The sequence below is a fragment of the Dyadobacter sp. CY345 genome, from assembly GCF_021502725.1.
Taxonomy (GTDB): domain Bacteria; phylum Bacteroidota; class Bacteroidia; order Cytophagales; family Spirosomataceae; genus Dyadobacter.
Window position 1 is genome coordinate 69859 of sequence record NZ_JAKFFS010000006.1, and the last position, 24666, is coordinate 94524.

At 42.3% G+C, this 24666-nt stretch carries 17 protein-coding genes and 2 tRNA genes; 3 read left to right on the forward strand and 16 right to left on the reverse strand.

Annotation, left to right across the window (positions count from 1 at the left end):
* The first annotated feature begins 77 nt into the window (after positions 1 to 77).
* Positions 78 to 401 (forward strand): helix-turn-helix domain-containing protein, encoded by a 324-nt coding sequence (locus tag L0657_RS23545; protein WP_235153227.1) that lies wholly within the window; start codon positions 78 to 80, stop codon positions 399 to 401.
* A 320-nt stretch (positions 402 to 721) separates the two neighbouring features.
* Here L0657_RS23545 and L0657_RS23550 read toward each other — a convergent pair whose 3' ends face one another.
* From L0657_RS23550 to L0657_RS23570, 5 genes are all read right to left on the reverse strand, one after another.
* Positions 722 to 2014: a site-specific integrase gene (locus L0657_RS23550; protein WP_235153228.1), complete on the reverse strand. Its 1293-nt coding sequence runs from the start codon at positions 2012 to 2014 to the stop codon at positions 722 to 724.
* Between the two features lie 226 nt (positions 2015 to 2240).
* A tRNA-Lys gene (locus tag L0657_RS23555) sits at positions 2241 to 2313 on the reverse strand.
* A 20-nt stretch (positions 2314 to 2333) separates the two neighbouring features.
* Positions 2334 to 2417: transfer RNA gene (locus tag L0657_RS23560), tRNA-Leu, on the reverse strand.
* A 321-nt stretch (positions 2418 to 2738) separates the two neighbouring features.
* On the reverse strand, positions 2739 to 3080 hold the full coding sequence (locus L0657_RS23565) for a cupin domain-containing protein (protein WP_235153229.1): 342 nt from the start codon (positions 3078 to 3080) through the stop codon (positions 2739 to 2741).
* A 183-nt stretch (positions 3081 to 3263) separates the two neighbouring features.
* Positions 3264 to 3593 (reverse strand): hypothetical protein, encoded by a 330-nt coding sequence (locus tag L0657_RS23570; RefSeq protein ID WP_235153230.1) that lies wholly within the window; start codon positions 3591 to 3593, stop codon positions 3264 to 3266.
* 494 nt (positions 3594 to 4087) lie between these two features.
* Between L0657_RS23570 and L0657_RS23575 the strand changes: the two genes are divergently transcribed.
* Positions 4088 to 5323, forward strand: a complete 1236-nt coding sequence (locus tag L0657_RS23575) for an aspartyl protease family protein (protein ID WP_235153231.1) — start codon at positions 4088 to 4090, stop codon at positions 5321 to 5323.
* Positions 5324 to 5393: 70 nt separating this feature from the next.
* Here L0657_RS23575 and L0657_RS23580 read toward each other — a convergent pair whose 3' ends face one another.
* From L0657_RS23580 to L0657_RS23630, 11 genes are all read right to left on the reverse strand, one after another.
* Positions 5394 to 6608, reverse strand: a complete 1215-nt coding sequence (locus L0657_RS23580; protein ID WP_235153232.1) for an MFS transporter — start codon at positions 6606 to 6608, stop codon at positions 5394 to 5396.
* A 221-nt stretch (positions 6609 to 6829) separates the two neighbouring features.
* The gene (locus L0657_RS23585) at positions 6830 to 9019 is read right to left on the reverse strand and encodes a sialate O-acetylesterase (RefSeq protein ID WP_235153233.1); all 2190 of its coding nucleotides are present in this window, start codon (positions 9017 to 9019) and stop codon (positions 6830 to 6832) included.
* Positions 9020 to 9386: 367 nt separating this feature from the next.
* Positions 9387 to 10166, reverse strand: coding sequence for an exodeoxyribonuclease III (gene xth, locus L0657_RS23590; protein WP_235153234.1), 780 nt, complete (start codon positions 10164 to 10166; stop codon positions 9387 to 9389).
* Between the two features lie 30 nt (positions 10167 to 10196).
* Complete coding sequence (locus L0657_RS23595; RefSeq protein ID WP_235153235.1) at positions 10197 to 11144, reverse strand: DUF4249 domain-containing protein; 948 nt, start codon at positions 11142 to 11144, stop codon at positions 10197 to 10199.
* Between the two features lie 3 nt (positions 11145 to 11147).
* A complete protein-coding gene (locus L0657_RS23600; protein ID WP_235153236.1) occupies positions 11148 to 13535 on the reverse strand; it encodes a TonB-dependent receptor in 2388 nt (795 codons plus the stop codon).
* Positions 13536 to 13871: 336 nt separating this feature from the next.
* A complete protein-coding gene (gene soxC, locus L0657_RS23605) occupies positions 13872 to 15122 on the reverse strand; it encodes a sulfite dehydrogenase (RefSeq protein ID WP_235153237.1) in 1251 nt (416 codons plus the stop codon).
* Positions 15123 to 15148: 26 nt separating this feature from the next.
* Entirely contained in the window at positions 15149 to 15748 is a 600-nt protein-coding gene (locus L0657_RS23610) for a c-type cytochrome (protein WP_235153238.1), read from the reverse strand.
* Entirely contained in the window at positions 15741 to 17399 is a 1659-nt protein-coding gene (locus L0657_RS23615; RefSeq protein ID WP_235153239.1) for a hypothetical protein, read from the reverse strand. The genes L0657_RS23610 and L0657_RS23615 overlap by 8 nt, the downstream gene beginning before the upstream one ends.
* 40 nt (positions 17400 to 17439) lie before the next feature.
* On the reverse strand, positions 17440 to 18819 hold the full coding sequence (locus L0657_RS23620; protein WP_235153240.1) for a DoxX family protein: 1380 nt from the start codon (positions 18817 to 18819) through the stop codon (positions 17440 to 17442).
* A 17-nt stretch (positions 18820 to 18836) separates the two neighbouring features.
* Complete coding sequence (locus tag L0657_RS23625; protein WP_235153241.1) at positions 18837 to 20183, reverse strand: RagB/SusD family nutrient uptake outer membrane protein; 1347 nt, start codon at positions 20181 to 20183, stop codon at positions 18837 to 18839.
* Positions 20184 to 20228: 45 nt separating this feature from the next.
* On the reverse strand, positions 20229 to 23225 hold the full coding sequence (locus L0657_RS23630) for a TonB-dependent receptor (RefSeq protein ID WP_235153576.1): 2997 nt from the start codon (positions 23223 to 23225) through the stop codon (positions 20229 to 20231).
* A gap of 853 nt (positions 23226 to 24078) precedes the next feature.
* Between L0657_RS23630 and L0657_RS23635 the strand changes: the two genes are divergently transcribed.
* The gene (locus tag L0657_RS23635; protein ID WP_235153242.1) at positions 24079 to 24666 is read left to right on the forward strand and encodes an RNA polymerase sigma factor; all 588 of its coding nucleotides are present in this window, start codon (positions 24079 to 24081) and stop codon (positions 24664 to 24666) included.

Consider the following 24666-nt stretch of genomic DNA (forward strand, 5'->3'; position numbering starts at 1 on the left):
CTTCTGACAAAGTGTGAGCTGTAACTTACCTCGCCTGAAAGCCAGCTTAATCTATTCAATCATTAAACTGTAAAGAAATGACCACGAAGGGAAAGGAAAGTGAGAAAAGAGATGTCATGTTCAGAGACCAGCTTGTCACGGCAGCCGACCTTGAAAATTTCAAGAACGATATGCTCGAAGCAATTCAGAAGATGATTAAAAGTGATCAGGGGCTACCAGCTAAAAAATGGTTAAAATCCAGTGAGGTCAGAAAAATGCTTGATATCTCACCAGGGAAATTGCATATGCTGCGGGCAAGTCGAACGCTAGCCTTTATGCGGCTCGGCGGCGTAATCTATTATGACCGGGAAGACATCATTAAGATGTTTGAAAATAACAAGACACCGGTTTCCAAAAATTAAATTAGCAAATGAAGTTAGCTTTGACTGGCTTGGGTGCACAGGTACCTCCCAACCGAAAACATGTTGAGATCTATTTTATCCAGGCAGGTCACTGCCGGAAGACCGCTCAACAGTTCTACCAGCACTACTCAGAAAAACGATGGCTCAATCCTGATGGAAAATTGATTGCCGATTGGAAACGGTGTGCTTGGCAATGGATTTGGAATAGGTAATGAACAGTAACCTGTCCGCTCAGAGCAAGAACTGATGCCGGTTATTGTTGCTCACCGTCTCTATCGTAAAACCCACCGCTGCCGTTCTGGCATCGGTGGGTTCCTTTTTTAAGCAACCGCTTTGAGCTTACCTGATTTGGTAAAAAGTTTGCCCTTCACTTTTGCCATATTTTCACTGATCCGGTTTTTTCTGACACGGGCATACCGCTGTGTCGTCCGGATATTTCGGTGGCCCAGCATTTTACCCACATCTTCCAGCGGTACACCACTGTTCAGCATGATATCTGCAAACGTGTGTCTGGCCAAGTGCGTGTTCAGATCTCTACGGATTCCACAGATCACGGCCAGTTCTTTAAGGTATACATTGTAGCGGTAGTTGCTATTCACCGGAATTAACCGGTTGTTGATCTTGCAATACGAATGGTTCTTATACTTGTCGATCAGTTCCTGAACGATCGGAAGGATCGGCACCATCTCCGTTACATCTGTTTTGCCCCGGTCTTTAATCAGCCACTTCTCGCCTGCCCTACCCACACGGACAATATTGTCAGGAGTAAGATTATACATATCCTGATACGCAAATCCGGTAAAACATTGAAAAATAAAAGCGTCCCTTACTTCGGCAATACGATCAATGGATATTTCTTTCTGATAAATCGTCTCCACTTCGTAAAGTTCCAAAGGCTGCACTTCCTTATTTCCACCCGAGCAGACAAATCCTTCAAGCGGATTACTGGCGATAACTTTTTTCTTTACGCCAATCTTAACAATCTGGCGCGTCCATTTGACCTGCTTTTTTGCTGTGACCTCTGAAAGAGGAGAATCCTGATGCAAGGTCAGATAATCATAAAACTCGTCAGCAAACATATGATCGATCTCTGAGAAATCCAGATCCCGCCGATGGTACCGGTATGCGATGAAGGTCTCCACTTTTTTCCGGGTTGAGCGCCAGTGTCTGAGCGTTCCACTGGAACGGATTCCCTTCTCCGTCTTCTTTTCAAAGGTGGCTATAAATTCGTCAAAAGCATGTAGCAGTGTGCTGCCTGGCTGTGAGCCTTGACTTGAAGTCTTCTTTTCCTGCATGGCAGGTATGCCTAAATACACATTTTTTAGCATTGCAGGTGTAACCCGTTCGAACTGGGCTTGCAGCATCATAAAGTGCCTTTGAAGGTCGGTCTGCACCTGCATGATCTTTTGATTGATCATTTTTGCTTCCTGTCCGCTGCTCCTGACCTGCTTGGCTTCGCCATCCCAGAAGTCTGGATGAATTTTCTTGCCTAGAGAAATGTCAGTGTTCAGTCCGTCAATGGTAATGCGCAAATAGATCGGAGCTTTTCCGTCTTTGGATGCTTTTCCCCGGTAAAGCCATAGCAGCAGGGATAAATTTTGTTTGAATTTCATTCTCAACACATTTTAAGGTTAGAAATAAATGCTATGGGAGAACCTTAAATCAAATCGCCTCAATCAAACATTCATTCGGTCACCTAATTTACCAAATCCAAATGGTGACCGAATAGGTGACCGAATGGTTTGATTTATCTTGATTCAGAATAACCTGCTTTTTTGTTAACTGTGCTGAAAATCAATGCATTTTAAACAAGAAAGGCACACTTTCGTGTGCCTTTTGTGATCCCGCTGGGATTCGAACCCAGGACCCATACATTAAAAGTGTATTGCTCTACCAGCTGAGCTACGGAATCTTATTGGTATAATGTTATCGTGTCCAAGAGGAGAGTCGAACTCCCATACCCAAACGGGCACTACCCCCTCAAAGTAGCGTGTCTACCAATTCCACCACCTGGACATACTGAGGATATTCCTAAAAACCGCATTATTTAGTCATAAAATTATGTCAAACAAGCGCGGATAACTTTGACCGGCGCTTCAACCATGCCGCTCAATTGTGATGCAAAAGTATGAATTTAGCTTGAAGTTCCAAATTGATTAGTAAACTATTTTATACATTTTTCCCTAGCCATAGTCTAAGTTTCTAACTTTGAGAAGTTTGTCAGAAAGTTCATTTCTTGATAACTTCAAAATAAATTATAAAATATCTGTATTTATATAGATATTTTCGAAGTTGATTTTTAGAAATATCTTACAAAATTGAAAAACGCGGGGAAGTTTAAAGTTGATTTTCTTCCAAAGTCTTAAAGTCCTCTCTAACCGGCGTGAAACAGTCGATCACCTTACACTCCGTAAGAGCCTTCGCCGAATGTGGCAACCATGATGGTATAAACGCAGTCATCCCGGAAGTCAACAGTTCTGTTTCTCCATTGATAGTAAACAGCAACTCCCCTTCCAACACATGGCACCACTGCTCATGTACGTGGCTGTGTTCCGGCAAATCTGTTCCGGATTCGATTGTAAAATGGCCAAAGGTTGAGCTCTCCGAATGAGCCAGCGTGCCTGAAATACCATCCCAGATCTTGACAATTTTACCGGCATTGAAATTTACAAATGGCATGACTAAAAGCTTTTAATTGCTAAAAATAAGGCTTGAAGATAGTCATGACACAGCGAAAAGAAAACTTAATTTAAGCATCTGTTAAAAGTTCCTATTCCGAAAACAGAATAAATACCCCTAACAGGCGTCGGGGGTATTTAGGATACTACTATCCACAAATTAGGTATATATACTCAAAAAATCTTATTCAAATTCCATTTTGACCTTATCACGCAAGCTGATGATGCGCATGGCAAGTGCAATGCACTCCTCGGAAGACATTTGGTCGATCGTATTCAAAACCGCATTGGCCACCACCCTGCCATCGGCATCAAGCTTGGGCCCCTTCTGTTTGATGGCATCAATAATATCTTGCCACTCCGGACTCAGCGCATCTGAAAAATATTTTGGCGGAATGATATTGAAATAACCTGCCTGAGATTTCAGGTATTCTTTTGACAACAGAATATTAGTCGTCAGGTTTGCAACGAGCTTGGACAGCTCGATATGAACGAAGATGTTTGACTTATTCACGTTAAGTATGATGAGGGTTTGTATCTTGAAAGTTACCTAGTCTCGCGACTTTGTAACCTGAATGGAAATTTACTGAAAATAAGCCATTCAAGCAATGTTTTTTCCCGAAAAGCTCGAAATTGTTTGTTATCAAAATATTAACAAAAACATCAGTCATTCAAACTAAGCGCATATTCTATCAGTGGAAGACATTTTATCATCGCTAATTTATTGGTCTATAACTGCCATATAAATCCAGATTTATCCAGATTTAATTTTAACTCGTAAACCCCATTTCTGACTGCAAAGTTTGACCATGATATCTGTTGAAATACGTAAACGAAAGGAATACAGGTTCTGATCCATAACCAATATTTTTATGATAAAACTTATAAAAATTCTATATTAGTATCATAGCTAGATTTTATTAATGTAACCGAAAACTGACAAAGGCTACCGTTAATTGGTTCGCAGATGCTGTTTTTGCTTGAAGCTTTTTATAATGCTACGATAATATGCGCCTTAAATGCTTCACATTATTTGCTGCACTCCTGTTTTTTACGAATCACGTTTTTACGTCATACGTAAATGCCCAGAGCTTTAATTTAGCCGATCATAAAAAACGGGTAACCATACCATTCAGGCTGGTTCGTAATATGGTTGTTGTGCAATTGATGATAAACAATAACGGCCCATACAACTTTATATTAGACACGGGTGTCGGTTTAATGATCATTACAGAGCCCAAACTTGTCGACTCTTTAAACATTTCATATAAAAAGACAATTCAGCTTTACGGCCTCGGTGATGGCGAGTCATTCGAAGCATACATAGCATCAGCCCTGAATGTTACATTGCCTGATATTTATAGCAACGGAGTGGGTGCAGTCATTTTCAAGCAGGATCATTTCGGCCTTTCAAATTATGCGGGCACCCATATCCACGGTTTATTGGGTTATGAATTTTTCAACAACCTGGCCGTGGAAATTAATTTTACGGATAACGAGCTGAATATTTGCCGTCCGCAAGATCTTAAAATCGGCAAAAAAAGAGACAAAATCCCGATAACGATCGAAAACCGAAAGCCTTATGTTGAAGCGCAACTGGTTTTGCCAGATGGTACAAAAAAGAAAAGCAAGCTCGTTGTAGATATTGGGGCAGGCCACGCATTATCGCTCGAAGATGCTGCGAAACACGAACAAGGATACCCGAAACTTACCATGGCCAACCTCGGAATGGGTTTTACCGGACCGATAAGCGGCTTTCTGAGTCGGATCAACCGTATTGAGATTGGGAAATATAAATTCAGAAACGTACTTACTGCGTTTCCGGAAATGGATGCATTTAAGCGCGAACGATTGATGACTAAACGCGACGGAAACCTGGGGCTGGGAATTTTGAAGCGTTTCACAATAACCCTGAATTACCACGACCACGCAATGTATCTAAAACCAACGCAAAGATTTGGCGAGCCATTCGAACATGACATGAGCGGGCTTGAATTTTTTGCGGGCGGCCCTGACCTTCGACATGTTATTATCAGTCGCGTCGAGCCAGGTTCATCAGGTGATCAGGCAGGTTTGCAAAAAGATGATGAAATTTTATCCGTTAATCTGAAACCTGTTTCCGGGTTGTCTCTGGAAGAAATTGATGAATATTTTAAATCTAGAAACAACCGGGGTGTTTTACTGGAAATTTTTAGAAATAAGAAACACATGAGTGTGCTTTTGGTACTAAAACGGCGGATATAAAATTGAATATTAAAGTTATTGTACTTCTGTAAGCAGATCAAACCCTGTCTAGCATACCGCTATCGTAAAATCAATCAAGACCTTCTTTTCTTGATTTTAAAACGAACATTACTAAAACAGAAGCAAGAATTAATACGGCATAACTATAACCTAAATTAAATTCGTCTTTTGCCGGCAGGAAAAATACGATTCCATAACTGAGGAACGACACAATTACGTAATTAATTCCACCGCTCAGGCCGCTTGCTATGCCTGCATTTTTTGGAAAACGGCTTAAACAATAGGTAAAAAAATTGTTAAAAGTAAAACCCGCTCCGACATGAATAATAAATGCAAAAAATATCAATGAGTAAAGTCCGGAAACGAATTGGATACTAAATAACATCGCCGTAACGAAAACAACTTGTAAGGCTATGTTGAGAGAAATTCGCTTGAAAAATGGCTTGTTAATTGTGGCTTTGCCGACGAACCCGCCAACCAGCCATGCAAATCCCAAAATCAAGGAACCATAACCGGATACAACCGGTGAAAGATGCAGCTCATGTTCTATGATAAACGGCCCTGTCATGTTATAAATCATCACCATACTGTATGCCAATCCAATCATGGCAAGACCTAGTGTAAAACTGGACGTGGTAATCATACCGGCATAAATCCCGCCAATTTTTTTTATATTAAAATCCGAATAAAGACGAAGGGTCTCTCCGCTGAAAATGTATTCCAGAACAGCCATGATGGCTGCGAACAGTGCAAGAAAATAGAAGTTTGATTCCCAGCCGAAAGAAGTTTGAAGATATCCGCCTACAAAAGGGGCAATAATCGGCCCGGTTGACCAGATGATTGAAAACAGGCTAAGATAATGTTTTAGCTGCTCACCAGAGAAAAGATCTATAAAGTAGGCCCGTTTAGATACTACGATTGCGCCTACAGTGATTCCGTGAACGATTCGCATCAGGTAAATCACATAGATGTTATGTGTGTTGGCAATTGCGACGCTAGCCAAGGCAAAGATAATCAAACCCCAAAGACTGATTTTATAACGTCCAAAACTATCCAGAATACTGCCAATAAATAACTGCGTAACACCGTAACTAATTAAAAACAAGGTCAATGTAAGCTGGACCTGAATATTACTTACCTGTAAAGTTGCCGCCATGGAGGGGAGCGACGGAAGGTAAATATCTGTGGCAAATCCTGAGAGCGGAATTAAAGCAAAGGCTAACAAATTGGCGATACCCTTATGCTCTTCTTTGATACACTTCGGGGAAGAAACTTGTGTCAACATTTTTTACTCTTTAAAATACTTGGGGACGAAAGTTTTATCTCCCATAAATCAGTTAATAAATTCGCAGGACCGGGATCGGCCACGCATCTTTTATCAACATGATTCACAGAAAACAGGTTTCGTTTTAGTACTTTTTGAAGTAAACAATTCTGAATAAGTCGACTTCGAAACACCTAAGAGCCGAACAATCAAGCTACAAAAACAGCAGTCAACGTTTTAATTTAGAGGACTACAAATTGCCTGCTCACGCTTACATTTTCTCCTTTGATACGAACGACATACTTACCCGAAGCCAGATTCCCAACCGGAATTTTGATCTGGCTTTTCATATCTTTTCTTATTGTCAGCATCACTCGCCCATATAGATCAAACACGGTGATCTCGGCATCGCTTATATCTTCACGTGATTCCAGGTAAATGTCGTCGCGAGCACCGGGATTTGGAAAAACGACAATATCACTCGCTCCATCCGTCACGACTTCCAGATCTTCGGAATAGGGCGAATAACAGGTCAGAATATTATTTTCAAGGACATAGGTAACATTTGCCGCTGCTGAATACCTGCCCGACTGTGTTGTACGAAGCGTATTGATCGATGAGGTAAGTAATATTTCCTGACCGCGTTTCCATTCGTATTTTTCGTTAAGATCTGACTGACCAATGATCGCCTCGGCCGTAAAAGGGCCAATCCGTTCAATAACTGGCGTAGGAATTTTTGGACGAATCACCAAAGAGGATATATCGGAATTATCTGATAAACATCCAAATACGTTTTCACTTCTAACGAAATAATTCCCTCCATCCGATGCCACGAAATCCGTCCCTGTCAACAAGCTTTTCGCTTCACCCTGTTTATACCAGTTGTAAAGTTCGCTGCCTGCATTGATGGAAAACGTGAATGATGAATCTGCGCAAGCTTGCTGAGAGCCAATTTCCCTGATAGTTGGTTTCGCAGGTTTTACAGAGCTGTTAATGATCATCGTCTGCGTGCGTATTGCGTTTCCGAATACATCTTTCAGCGTTGCCATATAACGCCCTGGCTCGTTAACGCTTATCGACCTTCCGCCGGCTGAGCGGATATTCCCGTTTAATTCAATTGTCCAGGCATAAGAAACGTAACCTTCCGGTAATGATAGGTTTAGGGATGCATTGTTATCTGCACAAACACTGCTTATCTTCGGTTCTTGCGACGGAAAAACCGGATTCACTTTTGCAAAAAAATCATCCGTGAGCACATTGTTCCAGGCATTTGCCAAAACATTTAAGGCGGCGGCTCCTAAAAAGTGAGTGCCGTCTCTACGTTCAGCAGGCAAATTGTCTGTTTCAGGGCCTGGATATGTAATTCCCGGAAGTTCATTTAAAACTGCGTTTTGCCCGGCGATTACGTTTGCATTACTAACGGAAACCCCGGCACCATTGCCAGCTTTTGAAGCGCGGGCGATAACCCAGGTTGTATTTTGATTTATATCCGAGGCTAATTTGGATATCACGGATTTCAGATCTTCCTTATATGCTGTGCTTCCGGTATTTAATGGATAATTATCAGCCTCTCCCTGCATCCAGAGAATTGCGCGTGCACCAAATGGTTTTACGTAATATTGCATGGCAAGCTTCAAATTGGCGTAAGGCATTTGATAAGGAAGCTGATAAGTTGCCGAATATGGACTTGTCGTTACAATCCCCCGACTGCTTTCCTGCCAGTTTCTGATCGACGTTCCTGACCATGCGGTATTTACAAAAAGTACCGGCACTTTTAAACGTTGTACCAGATAATCACCAAGAATTCCCCAGCACCAGGCCGTATGCCCCCTTGGTCCCATAATATTGGGATTCTGATTTTGATTGGTCCATGCGGTTTGCAATTGCAACGGCTGAATATTGGCGACAGGCGCCTCCTGCCAGTTATTTAACGCGTCGTTATCATAAACAATGTAATTGACACGATCATCTTTGGCAGGTGGAGGAAGTGGCAAAGAACGATCTGTTTCATCTTCACCCTGCGCATTGGACTGGCCGGAAATAACAAAAACCTCTCCCACCCCAACCTTGGAAATAGCATCGATATTACCGACCTGAATCCCTGATTTACTGGCGCGTACTTCAATTTTATACCATCCACCAGAAATCTTAATGCTACCGCTGAATAACCCACCAGAAGGTCTTTCCTGCAAAGTTATCCATGGAATATCTGTTCCTTGTCCGGCCGTAACCGCCGTAACACGAACTTCGATTTTGTCTACCGGAATGTTATAATTGCCACTGATCGTCACATCTGCAGAACCTCCCAGTTCACGTTGGAATACAGCGCGCTCCAAAGGTGATGTTACGTCAATCTGCGCATTTGCCTGAGAGAATGGAAAAACGAAAAAACTAAATATAATGATTCGAAGGGTAGTAAGACTTTTATTCACTTGATAAACGTAATTTCATTAATGAGGGAAATACAAAAATATATTTAATTATACTTTTGGGCACATAAATTCAATAAATATTCTTCCAATTTAGAAAATATATTCCTCCAGGCGACTCCTCATTTTAAAGGACCTGGCGTCTATAAATGGAGAAATAATCTGGTAATCAAATACTTAAAATCACTGATCAAACTCAAAAATTCCGCAAAATAAAGCTCCATTGACAGTACGTGAAAATCTAGGAAAAGTCACAAAAAAGTATTAATTCTTGTCAGGAAAACAAAAACGCTTGCTAACGTTTTTCTCGTCGTTGAGAAAAAACGTCTGCAAGCGCATATTGAAATAGTAAAATTTATCAGCAAAAAAATTATTCTGCGTCCGAAAGTTCGATCCAGGTAGGCGCGTGATCACTCGATTTCTCCCAGCCTCTGACAAATTTATCGACCCCAGCATTTACAAGACGACTTTCAATTTGCGGGCTAAGCAAAAGATGATCAATTCTCAGACCTGCGTTTCTTCCGTAAGCGTCTCTGAAATAATCCCAGAATGTGTAAATAACTTCGTCCGGGTAAATTTTCCGGATTGCATCTGTCCACCCCTGCCCTATCAATTCTTCGAATGCAGCTCGTGTTTCAGGCCGGAACAATGCATCTTTAACCCACCTTTCTGGCTTATACGCGTCACGTTCCGTAGGAATCACATTATAATCTCCCACCAGCACGACAGGTATTTTCTCAGCGAGTAAAGACGCTGCATGTAATTTGAAACGCTCAAACCAGGCCAGTTTGTAGTCGAATTTCGGTCCTGGCGCAGGATTACCGTTGGGTAAATAAAGACATCCGATCAGAACTCCTTTAACAATTGCTTCAATATACCGGCTGTGCGCGTCGTCAGGATCTCTGGGAAGTTCCCGCCGCACTTCCTTCATCTCGTGGCCTTTTGAAAGAATAGCAACGCCATTCCAACTTTTTTGTCCGTGCCAGATCGCCAGATATCCTGCATCGTTAATTGCCTGCTCAGGAAATTTTTCCTGCGGCGCTTTCAATTCCTGTAAACAAACAACGTCCGGCTGCGTTTCTTCCAGCCAACGTAGTAAAACCGGCAACCTGCCGTTGATACCGTTTACATTATAGGTGGCAATTTTCATAAAATTTCTATTGAATATTCTGGCTTGAAATTACGGTTTAATACTGATGCTCCCAACGTTATAAGCACCAAAACAACCCAGTCCTCCTTCAATATTTGTATAAACCAACGTAGGCTCCACGAACGGATTATCATTATTCCAGCTGGCGTCAACAGATTTGTGAAACTTGTAATAATTTACGTCAAGGTTGAGAACTTCGAAATAGACTTCCTTAAATACGGGATCAGAATAAGCCGTGTCAAGTTTTCCATCCTCATTCACATAACTAAAACTGTATTTACTTGGCAGTTGAATGTAAAAAACCGGGGCATTAAAAGTTATTCCATCCAGATTTACGTCGTTGACAAGATAATTCCTGTCAATATTCAAAAACGCCTTATTATTACTTCGAACCGGCCCTGATACTCCTGTTTCAGGAATATACCCCGGATAAGTTACGTTTGTCAGCGAATAACCTCTTATGGAATAGTAATTCGTCTCGCCTTTAATATCATCCCAGGAAATTTTCACACGCGCAGAAGTATCCTCGCGATAACTATGCCCGACTATCGTATCAATCGAGTAATTCTTGATCGTCACTTTATTAGCAGGGACAGTACAGCTCGATTTCACTATCCGTTTTCCATCATCAACCAAAAGTGAATACTGTTGACCAGCTTCAATTTTAAACTTATCCGCCGCAATCATGTAAGTTTGAGTGGAATCGTTATATGGTATCTGGATTTCAGCGCCTGGACCCGATAAAATTACTTTCGCATTTTTGATGTTGACAGACTCATAGGTTGACGAGCCAAACAAGGGTTGCGACGCTGTAACGCGAACCATAATCTCTTCGGACTGCGGCGATATATAACACTCAACCGCTAGCTTGGATTCTATCTTCGGCAGTTTGTCCTCGTCCAAATCATTGACAAGCGTTTCGCAGCCCCAAAGCAGGGATAGAGAAAAAAGCAGAACAAGACATTTATATAATTTCATAACTCAGAATTTAAAATTATAGCTGAATGAAGGCAATACCGGGAAAAGTGAATATCGCGTGAGCACATTGACAAACTCATTTGGTTTTGTTCCTGCCTTCCTGTCAATATTATAAAAGAAAGGATTCCTGCGATTATATGCATTGTATAAGCCAAATTCCCAGGTCCGTTCATGTCGTTTTTTCTTTTTGTGAAACTGGATCGCGATATCCATCCGGTGATAGGCCTCCGCCCGGAATGAATTTTTCTCGCCATATTCAGTCGTTGTATTGGAATTACCTGAACTTTGGCCATCAAGAAAATACCAGTTCCTATAAGTTGTAAAGCGTGAAACAGGCAGCGTAAGTGCATTTCCTGTACCGTATACCCAGGTTGCAGAAAGTGTAATTCGTTTGCTGAGTTCATAAATACCAACCACCGAAATATCATGTCGCCGGTCGTAGCGAGGGTAAAATGTTTTGCCGAAATTCAGTTCCGGAAATCTCCATTTTGTCCAGGATAAGGTATAGCCAACCCATCCGGAAAGTTTTCCGGTTTTTTTCTGAATCATAAATTCGGTTCCATAAGACCAGGCTTTCCCGGCCGTTACGTTATCCTCCCAATTCAATTCATTGGCATTTGCGCCGTCGAGACTTATAAATGACGAACCTTCTTTGTAGCTGATAATATTGTTCATTTTTTTGTAATAACCTTCCAAAGTCAGCGCCAATCCTGGTTTTTCCAGATCTTTTGCAAATCCCACAGCAACCTGGCTCGATTGCTGCGGCGCCACACGGTCCGTCGTTGGCACCCATAAATCAGTCGGAAGACCGAGGCCTGTGTTGCTTAACAAATGCACATACTGATTCATTTTGGCATACGACGCTTTCATCGAAAAGTCGTTTGCCAATTTTAAAGCTGCGGAAATTCTTGGTTCAGGCCGGATGTATGTTTTGGTTGACGTCTGGAAAGTGCTTAACCTTAACCCCGCGTTTACTTTCAATCTTTCGAAAGGTTGCCATGTATCTTCGGCATATACTCCGGCCTCAGTCGTGTAGATTGGCTTTGCCTGCAAATTCAGGTCATTATCAGAAAAATCACCGGCTATCGCTAATGCTGACGGGACAAATTTGTGCGCCGTCGCCTGGACGCCAAATTTGATCCAGTGTTTGGTATTAGGATAATAGTCAAAGTCGGTTTTCAAGCTAAAATCGCGGATAAGACTGTTGTAATCAAGACTAAATTGATCTGTTACCGCGCCAGCATTTAAGTCTTTTTCGTTTGAATAAATCCCGAAATTAAAATGACTGAATATAAGCGATGTGTTAACAAAAAGTTTTTGATTGATCAGGTGATTCCATCGTAAGGTGGCCGTTGCATTTCCCCAATCCAGTCCTGATTTATTTTCACTCGTATTATCCTTCTCACTTACTTTAAACCTGTCCTGCCCGAAATATCCACTTATGTAAACCTTATTCTTTGCACCAAAATCGTAATTCAGTTTAGCATTCAAATCATAAAAATAATATCCCGGCTTAACCTTGGTATCACTGCCAACCTGCTGTTGCGCGATTAAGGGAGCAGCAAGCACATCAATATAAGTCCGCCGCGCAGATACCAGAAAAGATGCTTTTTTGTTAGCCAAAGGGCCTTCCAGCGTTAATCTTGAAGAAATCAGGCCGATTCCACCTTCACCGTGAAGTTTATCCTTGCTGCCTTCCTTCATGTTCATTTCAACAACCGAAGAAAGTCTTCCACCGTACCTGGCTGGGAAACCTCCTTTTGTGAGCTCTACACTTTTGAGCGCATCGCCGTTGAACACAGAAAAGAATCCAAAAAGATGGCTGGCGTTATAAACAACCGCATCATCCAGAATAATAAGATTTTGGTCCGGGCCGCCGCCGCGAACATACAATCCTGTTTGTCCCTCCGTTCCTTTTTGCACGCCGGGCATGAGTTGAAGAACACGGATTACATCTTTTTCTCCAAAAAATGCCGGCAGTTTTTTTATCTGGGAAATAGGTACTTCAATCTTACTCATTTGCACGGACTCACTCACTTTCTCACTTGTCCGCCTGGAAGAAACCAAGACATCTTCCAATTGATTAGCAGAAACAAGATCAATACTTATTTGCGAATCAGCGCGCGCGTTGATCCGGATATTTTGTTTTTCATATCCTACAAACGAGTAAGAAACATAAGCAGAATCCGATTTGGGAATGGTCAACGAGTAAAAACCATACGTATTAGTAGCGGTGTTTAAAGTGGAATTTTCTATGTAAACATTGACACCGGGAAGCAATTCCCTGCTACCCTGCTCCCTTACAAAACCACTGACGGTGATACGTTCCTGACCTAAACTTTGGAATGAAATAAAAACCAGAAGCAATAACTGGTAAGACGTTTTTTGCATTGGAGAAGGTTTATGGTAAGACCTGAGTATGATAAATATGTAAAAATCAATTATTCAAAAAAGTTAATCAACCTATCAGCCATTGCAAATTGTGACATGCGTGCATATTTATCCGAAATATAAAGACCATTTTGATTCATGTCACTACAAAGAGCAAAAAGGAATATAAAAGGTTGTACTTGACTAACATTTAATTTTAGGAAGGAATTATAGAAAGTTACTAAGATTATAGCAGAGGCCTCTTAAAACAAAAATTCCTGCTAAACGAATAACAGGAATATTAGCTACTAACTACTTAATATAAAGAATTTTAACCGCATTTCATTAACTTTTCCTTTACGTTGCTTTAAACAAAACCTGCCCGTCGCCCTGGATATACCAGGCCGTAACCGGATTGAAATGATATCCCATATTTCCTCCACGTGCAGCCAGCAGTTCTTTTAAAAATGGCTGTGTGTAACCCGTCTCATCTACTGTCCGGCTCAGGATTTCGGTAGGCTGGCCGTTCCAGTTCCACAAATATCTGAAAGCCGTATGCGCCTTATCCATCACAGGACCTTGCAAGGAAGCCGGGTTCCAGGTTTTTCCGGCATCGGTACTTATTTCCACACGGACAACTTTACCCCTGCCGCTCCACGCAATACCGCGAATTTCAATCCAGCCTTTTTCTACTTTTTGTGGATAGGAAGGGTACGTAATGATTGAACGGGCATCCATTGTAAAACTGAATTGCCTGATTTTTCCGCCGCCAATCGCTTCTGTATATTTTGAAGTTTCTTGTCTGGTCTGGAATGGCTGATCGGATAATTCAATTCTTCTCAGCCATTTAATATTGATATTTCCCTCCCAGCCCGGAAGAAATAATCGGACCGGATATCCCTGCTCAGGCCTGATCGCCTCTCCATTTTGAGCATAACAAATGATTGCATCTTCCCAGCCCTTTTCAACCGGAACGCTTCTGGTCATCACCGCCGCATCGCCGCCCTCCGCCAGAAACCAGGTAGACTTTGGGCTTACACCAACTTCACGAAAAAGTGTCGAAAGTTTTACGCCAGTCCATTCGCTTTGGCTGGTCAGACCGCAAATCTGCTGCGGGGTAAGTTTTCCGTCCGCTGCACCGCGATAATTTCCAGAACATTCCAAAAATGCAATGCGGGAAACAGAAGGAAAACGTTTGAGATCGGCAAGCGTGAAAATCATTGGCTTATCTACCATCCCGTGAATCAACAGCTCATATTTGGCGGGGTCAATTGCGGGAACGCCATTATGATTTCTTTCAAAATGAAGATCCGACGGCGTTATAGTACCAAACAAATCCTGCAAAGGTGTTCTGGAAGAAATATCGGAAGGTGCTTTTACAGGTTTTTCAAAAGCAGATCTTGTCCCCAAAGTTCCTGGCGGCACACCCGGAACTTTGGTCGGATCTTCGAATAAATTTAGTTCTGATTCAGTCAGCGCTGCCTGAAAACTCTTCCCGGAAGCCGTTTGTGCCAAAACCACAGCAGCCGTTGCAGCACCACCCAGAAGTGTTCTGCGGCTTATTTTTTTCTCAGTTATTAACGGTTTATCTCTCTTTTGTTCAGCCATGAATTCTGTTCAATTATAAATAGATATTAACGAATTTCCGGGCCGTTCCGACGGTCGTCAGGAACGAAGAAATCCCTTGCTGGCATTACAACTTTGGGAAGTGTCGTGGCATTGATAGGGTCGCTGGCTTTAATCAGGCCATTTTCTGCAAGCAGGAAAGCCGTCAGATCATAGACTTCCTGATCGGTCAGAGAACCCGGTTGATTAAAAGGCATTGCGCGTTTTATATAATCAAAAACCGTCGTTGCATAAGGCCAGTAATTTCCGATCGTTTTAGTTCTCACCTTTTCTTTTTGATCGGTTAAATTTTTTGAAGTGACCAGTGCATCATTCGGACCTTCAACACCAGTTACACCATGACAGCCGGCGCATTTTGCGGCGTATACCAGCTTGCCATCCGCAGCTTTTCCTGAACCAGCCGGAAGACCCTTACCATCCGGACGAACGTCGCTATCGAGCAGTGCAATTTCTTTTAAAGTAGCCGGGCGGCCAAATCCGAATGTTTTGGGTTGGGCAAGTGTATCAGCCCGACTACCGTTCTCACCGGTAGTCGGGCTTTTCAATGAGGTCAATGTAATGAATAAAAACAGGCAAAATGCCCCGATAAAAAAAACTGACTTAGTCATATTTTCCTGCGTCAAGCGTACTTTTAGGCAAGATATAATTTTTATTGACCCGATCCAGAACAATATATAACGAATCTTTATTCTGATCTATTCCTTTCAAAATTACCCGATTGCCGTCGGTTGTCTGATAACGCAGGATCATCCGGTTGCGTTTTTCATTCTTAGGCGCCTCGGCAAATTCCCTGTTACGGCGTGTTGAAGCGGCACGCGGATCGATTTTCGAAACTTCATCACCGATATTTATCAAGGCTGCTTTACTAATCCAGTTCGGGTCCGGCTCATCTTTGGGATCAGCCTTTTTCTTTTTTGGCTTAGGCGCACCACCGGAAAGGTCGGTTGCATCCCGTGCACCAAGTTCCCGACCAGACGGCGCTTTATATTTATTCTGCAAGTAAAGCACATGCTCAACCGGATCGCCATAATAATGAAAAACCCGCTGGCCACCACCTGTACCTGTCAATTCAAAAGTCCTGCTGATATCCCTCATCGGAGAACCTCCACCATTCGAAAGATCAAGTGGCGTCGGTTTGTTCACTTTAAAAGTGAGCGTTGTCCATTTTTCAAAAGTAGCCCATTGCCATCTGACAGTGTCTGTTGGCGAGTAAGGAATCTCCTTGTTATTGATACGGAATTCTGTAACGTTATAATTTCCACGAAGCTCTTTTATACCGGCTGTCGAAGGTTGTTTATACGGATCATACAGGAAATTTACCAGTGATAGATAAAAGAACAGAAATAAAAATACGCCGATTACAGCCGATTTGACGCCAACACGTGCATATTTCTGCCATGCTTTTGTGAATGTAGGATAATAGTTGACAGGCACTGTCAGGCGTTCACGAATAAACAGGTTATAAAGGCGTGGAATATCCTGAACCATCAGGAACGCAGACAGAATCACAAAGTATGAGCTATAAACATGCACACCGCCGTCATAGGCAAAATTCACATAAACAATATCTCCCAAAGCTCCGAACAGCAGAACTGCACCAAGGAATGTTGTTTTTCTAAAAAACAAGAGAACGCCACCGGCAATCTCAACAACACCTGCAAAAACCTGATACCAGGGCACAATTCCCACGGATAACCAGTAAATTTTCTGCAAGGTAAAATCTCCAAAATCGGTATTTAAAAGACCGAGAGACGGATAAGGCATTTGTGTGGGAAGCAATTTGGTAAAACCAAAACCGATGATGCCAATACCAGCCCGGTAACGAACAATCGTGCGCAGCCAGTAATTAAGTTTGATATAATTCTTCGGATCTTTTTTCAGAAGTTTAACCAGCACAGTCCAGACTGCGCCGACTACCACAGCGAAAATCAATGTTATGACATAGGTCGCGTATCCGTTCAGGTTATTTCCAAAAAGCGTTCTTCCAAAAATTTCAAGTCCTGAACCAAATCTGGCGACGTCGTATGGATCACGATAATGAAGGTTTGTCCAATCTATCGAAAAGACAACCTTATACCATTCCGGGTTCCAGGGAAGAGATATGCTGACGAAGAAGATGAAAGCGATACGAAACAGAATTTTCTGCCATTCAGGCCATTGTTTGTCCGTCTGGTCTGCCTTGTCTGTGTCAGATTCTAAGCTCCGTGCATTTTTGGTTTCTTCCGCTACTTCTGCCGAATTACTCGTTAAGATTGACATATTGAATGTTGTTTATCGTTTATTTTCGAACAGTTTCAAATCAAAGTTTTGGACTTCCTCTTCTTCCCAGCTTCTTAATTTCAGTCTGAAGATATTTTTTATCGATTTTTTCAAGGCGAACAGCAACTGAATCGCCGTCGCTGTTAAGCCCGGAAAGAAGAATCGTTGCAGAATCAGGACGACTATAACGCAGTTGAAATTTGTCGGAAGCGTAATGTTTGTTTCTGTTTTCAAGATTCAGAACCTGTTTTGCTTCGTCAATTTTATAACTGTAATAATGCCTATCGGCAGTTCCTAAGAACTCGTAAACCCGGTCTGCATCATTTTCATTGATTTCTTCAACGTTGGTTGAATCAATAATAACAGGTCTGTTTGAGCGGATACTCAGCGTGGCCCAGTTTTCGAAAACTACATCTTTCCAGCGCACCGGATCGATCGGCGAGTAAGGCAAAACTTTGTCGTTAAACTTGAACTCAGCAACATTATAAATTCCAGCGGCTTTTGACAGGCCTGGAGCGTTCGGATACTGATAAGGATCATGGAGATATCCGTTTCTGGTCTTAAAACCAAACAGAACGACAAAGAAAAAGATGAAAAACACTTTTAAGCCAAGGCGGCCGTATTGCTGCCACTTTGCTTCGTATGTTGGATGAAACCGGTTTGGTATCGTTGGTTTTTCCAGTCCCAGCAAACTATAAAATCTTGGCGCATCGAAGGTAAATAAATATAACGCAAGCAAAATCAGGTAAAAGCTGTAAACGGCCTCACCTCCACCATACGCAAGGTTGGACACAAATACGTTTCCTGTGAATGGAATAATGATCAGCGTAGCAATTGATGTAGTTTTTCTGTTCAAAAACAGAAGTCCTCCAAGAAGTTCGATAAGTCCAAGAAACGACTGATACCCTGGCACAACACCCAACGTAAGGGCGAATATTTTCCAGTCAGTAAAATCACCGTACTGCGTATTCAAATTGCTGATGGAAGGAAGCGGCGATTGAAGCGGGAAAAACTTGATCAGCCCATATGCGATCAAACCAAGCGCAAGCCGGTAGCGAACGAGCACCCGGATCCAGTAATACAAGGTGTTATAATCCTTTTTTTCTTTGTCAACAACTCCCCATACCAGACCGCCGATGATGGCAACAACCAGTAACCCTATCAAATTCAAAAATGAATTCTCGGCAAAAAACTCAGGCGAATAATGAGCCAGATTAAAAAAATCACGATAGTGAAGATCCAGCCAGTTGATTGAGAAGACAGTTTTATAATATTTCCAGTCAAGAGGAAAAGCCAGCAGGAAAAAGTAGATTGAAGAAATCCTGAAAGCTGTTTTTTCTGTATTATTCCAGTGCCGGTGACCGCTTAATGATGCATCATACTGAAATTGCGCGTCCTTCGATAAATTTACTGTTGCCATTGATGATGGGTTTAAGATTAATATCCTGGATTTTGTTCCAAAGCCTTGTCTGTCTGAAGCTGAACCGAAGGTATCGGCATCAGATATCTGTTCGGATCGGTTATGTTCAATACAGTTGCGGCACGGCCGGTACGCACCAGATCAAACCAGCGGTGCGGTTCCAAAGCAAACTCGATCCTTCTCTCGTTTTCCACCGCCAAAAGAATTTCATCTTTCGTCGCCGCTGTGGTGGCTGTGACGCCAGCTCTGGTGCGGATTAGATTCAGATCAATAGCAGCATCGGTAAGTTTGGCCTGCTGCGCCCGCGCTTCCGCACGGATCAGATACAATTCCGCAATACGGATCACATAGGAAGGATCAGAGCCGGGGGAACGGTAATATAGATTTCCATACCAGCGATTCTGGTTATCTTTTGCTACCAGTGTACTTCTGTTTCCACCTTTCAACGGATCATTAACCAAAGCAACAAAAGCATCATTGGGAGCCCACTGACGGGTACCGCCATTCGTTTGCGGCTGCCATTGCCCGCGGTGATCGTTTATTTCAGAAGTTCCGTTATAGAAAATTTCGAAAACAGATTCCTGTGTACCACGTGCACTGGCCGCAAAAAACGCATTGTATGGAGTCAACAGTTTATAGTTTGCAGCATCGGCAATTACTTTCGTTGCATACTCCTCAGCTTTCGCCCAATCTTTTTGGTATAAATAATAACGCGATTTCAAAGCCCATACCGTTTTGCGGGTAGCATGGTAGCGGTTAACGGTTTCAGCTAAAAGTGGCTCGGCAGCGTCAAGGTCTTTCAAAACCAGCGCATAGGTTTCTGCCTGTGTGCTGCGTTTGATACCTGAGTTGTCGGAAGGCGTTGAAGTTGGCTGCGTAATAAGCGGCACTCCGCCCCATGTTCTTGCCAGGTCAAAATAGGCCAGGGCACGTATGAAATATGCCTCGCCAACAATCGGGTTTTTCAGCGCGTCAGTCAAGGTAGGGTCCGTTACTGCCGGCACTTTTGCTATCACCTGATTCGCTCGGTTGATTGTTGCGTAAATAGCAATCCAGGCGCTGCTGATCGTAGCATTTTCTGCGCTTACTTTATGATTGATAAATTCCTGAACCTGTGATTGCGAGCCCGTCCATTGAATATTATCTCCCGATAAATAACCAATAGACTGGAATGACGTTCCGTAATAGTTTGCATTGGCAACTGCATTGTAAACTCCCCGCAAAGCAGTTTCCGCGGAAGCTTTATCGTATATGGTTTGCTCGTCGGAGATGGAAGCTTTCGGCTCAACATCCAGGAAAGAATCGCAGGATGTAAGCGAAGATAAAGTCAGTGACAGGGCAAGTAAATAATTAATTCGTTTCATGATTTTTCTCTTCGTTTTGAGAATTTATGTTATTGCCTGGCCGGATTACAGCGTAATATTTAAACCCACTTGAATAGAACGAGGCTGTGGAGGCGTTCCCAAATCGATTCCTTGCTGGTTCGCAGCACTGCTCGCACTTGACTCAGGATCAAGACCTGTATATTTTGTAAAAGTCAGCAGGTTTGCTCCCTGCAAAAACAGGCGAAGTGTTTCAATTTTTAATTTGCTGGTAAAGACCTTTGGGATCGTGTAACCAACATTCAGCGACCGCAAACGAAGGAACGAGCCATCTTCAAGCCAGCGACTGCCGCCATCACGATAGTTATTAACGTTCACGCCATCCGGTCTTGGCACATCCGTTACGTCACCCGGCTTTTGCCATCTGTCGTTGTTGCTTGCCAGAATTACTCTTGCTGCGTCACGCGCTCCGCCGCCCTCGCCAAAGAATTTGTTATGGTTGTAAATCTTGTTTCCATACTGGTAAGCGAAGAAAACAGCACCGTCAATACCTTTATAAGTAAAGTTATTGGTAATTCCACCGAAGAATTTCGGCCATATACTTCCGTAAACCTGGCGATCGTCAACTGTGATTTTTCCGTCTTTGTTCACATCTTCATATACCGTATTTCCTGTTTGCGGATCAACGTAAAGCTGTTTGTAAACCCAGAAAGAATAAAGCGGTGAACCCTGCTGCTGCAAAATCAAATCACGACTCCCGTAACGAAGCGGATTGTCCAGTTTTTCAATGTTATTGACATTTCTGGCGACGTTGAAATTGGTAGTCCAAGTAAAATCAGCCTTTCTGATATTGGCCGTCTGAATGCTGAATTCAAATCCTTTGTTACTGATTTCAGCTGCGTTGCTCCAATAGGTGTTGAATCCGCTGGTACCCGGCAATGCCACAGTTAGAAGTCCGTCGGAGGTGTATTTGCGGTATGCGTTCAGCTCAACTGTGATTCTCTGGTCAAATAAACCAAGGTCAACACCGACGTTGAACTGGCTTGTTTTTTCCCACTTTAAGTCAGGATTCGACAATTGTTGAGGAGCAATTCCCGGCAAACCTTCATACGAAGAACCACCAGCCCAAAGTCCACGAGCTGCAAAATCTCCGATACCATTCTGGTTTCCGGTGATACCATAACTTGTACGCAGTTTCAGGTCGCTGATTACACGGGTATCTTTAAGAAATCCTTCCTGTTTGATACGCCATGCAGCGCCAACAGCCGGGAAATAACCCCATTTATTATCCTGCCCAAACCGTGATGACGCATCTGCACGGATACTGATATCAGCCAAATATTTACCCCCATAATTAAAATCCGCCCTCGAAAAGAATGACGTGAGTGTATTTTTACTCCAATTCTGAGAACTGGTTGTTGTGGCTGCGGAAGAAATTTGCGTGAAAGAATTGTTTGCAAACCCACGTCCTTCTGCTGCTGTACGCGATAAAACTGAGCTTTGTAATGTGTTTCCAACAAGGATACCGAAAGTACTTTTCGCACCCAGATTTTTCCGGTATGATAACGTTTGTTCATTAATCCAGGTGGTATACTGACCGATGCTCGAAGTTGCAAGTCCGCTTGGGCTTCCCGCGATCAGATACGTATTCCAATATTCTGATTCGTCGTAATTGTTATAATCAATACCAAAACTTGATCTGAATTTAAGATTTGGAAGAAGGTTTGCTTCAACGTATAAATTTCCGATGTATCGAAGGCTGGTAGAATTTACGTCGTAGTATTTTAATAAAAGTGTTGTATTGTCAAAACCAGCGCGACCAACCAGTTCACCATTTTCATTTGTCGGGGAAAGATAAGTCGGTGTATGAAGTGCAGCTTGTAAAAGTCCGCCTGCTGGCCCGTCGCCTGCCCTTGCCTGGTTCCGGAACGTGCGTGAAAAAGTGTTACTTACGCCGACCGTTACTGCATCGTTTACTTTCTGGTCCAGGTTTACTTTAAAACTCGCTCTTTGAAACGTTATCGGTTTCAGGATCGATTCCTGGCTGTTGAAACCTCCGCCGATATAGTATTTTGTTGTTTTTGTTCCACCACTGAGCGACAGATCATAATTCTGAAGATGTGCTGTCTGAAAAACCTCACTCAGACGATCATACGTTTGCTGCTCTTCCGGTAATCCACGGCCACCTTCTGAAACCGCACGAAATGGACGATTCGCTTCTGTCCGGTTTAGTGACGGCGTATCTTTTCCGGTATTGACCCACCATTCATTGACCAGTTGCGCATGCTCCGGGCCGGTTGTCAACTCCCAAAGCTTGGCCGCTTTTGCCCATCCTTGTGAAGTACTGAAATTGATCTTCGGTTTCTGGTCAAAATTTCCGCGTTTTGTTGTAACGATAATAACGCCGTTCGCTCCCCGGGAACCATATAGCGCGGTTGCTTCCGCATCTTTCAGAACTTCTATACTTTCGATATCAGATGGATTAATGTCGGCTATTGGAGAAGTTGCCTTACCTCCCGTGCTGAACGTCTGATTGCTGGTGCTGTTAATAAAAACGCCGTCCAATACATAAAGAGGATCGTTGCTTGCGTTGATAGAGGTTGCGCCGCGAACACGGATGTTGATAGCCTCGCCCGGAACACCCGTGCTGCTCGAAATTTGGACACCTGCCACTTTTCCCTGCAACTGCGCATCAAAACTTCCCGTTGGTATCCCTTTTGTTTCCGAAGGATCAATTTTGGTAATCGAACCAATCAGGTTTTTACGTTCCTGCGTACCATAGCCCACAACAACAATCTCGTTGAGCAGCTTATGATCAGAAGCAAGTTCGACATTGATCGTACTTCTGTTTCCAGAGTTGATTTGTATTGTTTTGTAACCTATAAATGAGAAAGTCAGAAGTTCGTTCGGCTTGGTTAGCGTAATCTTAAAATTCCCATCAACATCCGAAACAGCCCCCTGACTTGTATTATGAATGAGGATACTTACTCCTGGCAAAGGCTCTTTATTTTCATCGGTTACTTTCCCGCTTACGACAATCGGTCCCGAGCCGGCAGGCTGGGCAAGCATTCGATTGGGCGACATTAGCAATAACAAACCCACAGCAATGGCAGCTATGATTTTGTTCAATACAAGGCTCCTGTAAAAACGAGACCTTGACTCATTAGTAATAAAATACATACATTTGATCGATTTAATTTAGACGATTGAATCTCCTCCGCTCTGCCTGATTCGATGTACCAGATCGAATTATTTGGCAGGGCGGTTTCTTTTTACGCGTGTTTGTTTAAATTATCATCTCTTTCCTAATTGATTTAATCTTTAAATTATACTACCAGAAAACCCCCTACCTCTTACGCATAACAATATACGCACCCGATCGAGAGATGATCAGGCTAGGGCAAATTTATTGTCCAGTCAGAATACTGACTGGCAGGTCCAGAAAAATAGTGGGTTACGGTAAGTGATTTAGCTGCAACAACAGCCAATAAAACTTAAACTGGTATGCATAATTTTCGAAGAAAATTTTGAAATAGTGAGTACAGATCCTGATTTCATAACAACTATGATTTGAATGATTTGTCTCCTTACCAATAGGTGGATTATGAGTAAAGATTAATAGTATACAAAATTGATAGACAAAGTAAATTAATAAAAATTTATCATACAAGTGTTTTGATAATTAATTGAGATCATTAAAGTAAAATTGAACATTTGATGCATGAAGACAAGTATAAATGCAGTCAAGTATACTTCATTACGTGAATGTTAAGAAAACCAAGTAAGATAAAAAATCACTCGATTAGGTATAAATAATAGTGTTATATTTACTTAATCTATAAATAATTTTATTATTACTATAAGTTTATTTTACCTTTGTTATTGAAATTTTTAATATAAATTCGGTTAAAATAACCTCATTACAACGTTTTGAAAAATGTCGTACCTGGCTCCTGACATAGATGAAAATGATATGTTGCAGCAAGTCGCTCACGGCGATGAAAGGGCTTTCAGACGGTTGTTCAACAAATACCATCACAAGCTTGGATCACATATCTACCGGATTACGAAGTCGCATGAACTGGCTGAAGAAATAGTTCAGGATGTCTTTTTAAAGATATGGACAAACAGGGCTTCGCTTTCCGATACTGTCAATTTCCAGGCTTATCTTTTTGTTATCTCAAAAAATCACGCGCTTAATTGTTTGAAGCGAATCGCCAATGAAAAGGCTTTAACGACAAACCTCGATGATATTATTTTCGAAACACAATTCGAAGAGGTTACCGAAGATAGTGAGCGCTATCTTCTTGTCGACGAAGCAATTGACCACCTACCGCCACAACAGCGGCTCGTTTATTTGATGAGCCGGCACGAGCGACTACAATATGCAGAAATCGCAGACCGCCTGAGCCTGTCTCGTGAGACAGTAAAAAAATATCTTCAGATTTCCACAGAATCAATAACCTGCTACATCCGTAAAAAGCTGATTGTCAGCGCAATTATTTTTATATCCAATTTTATTTAA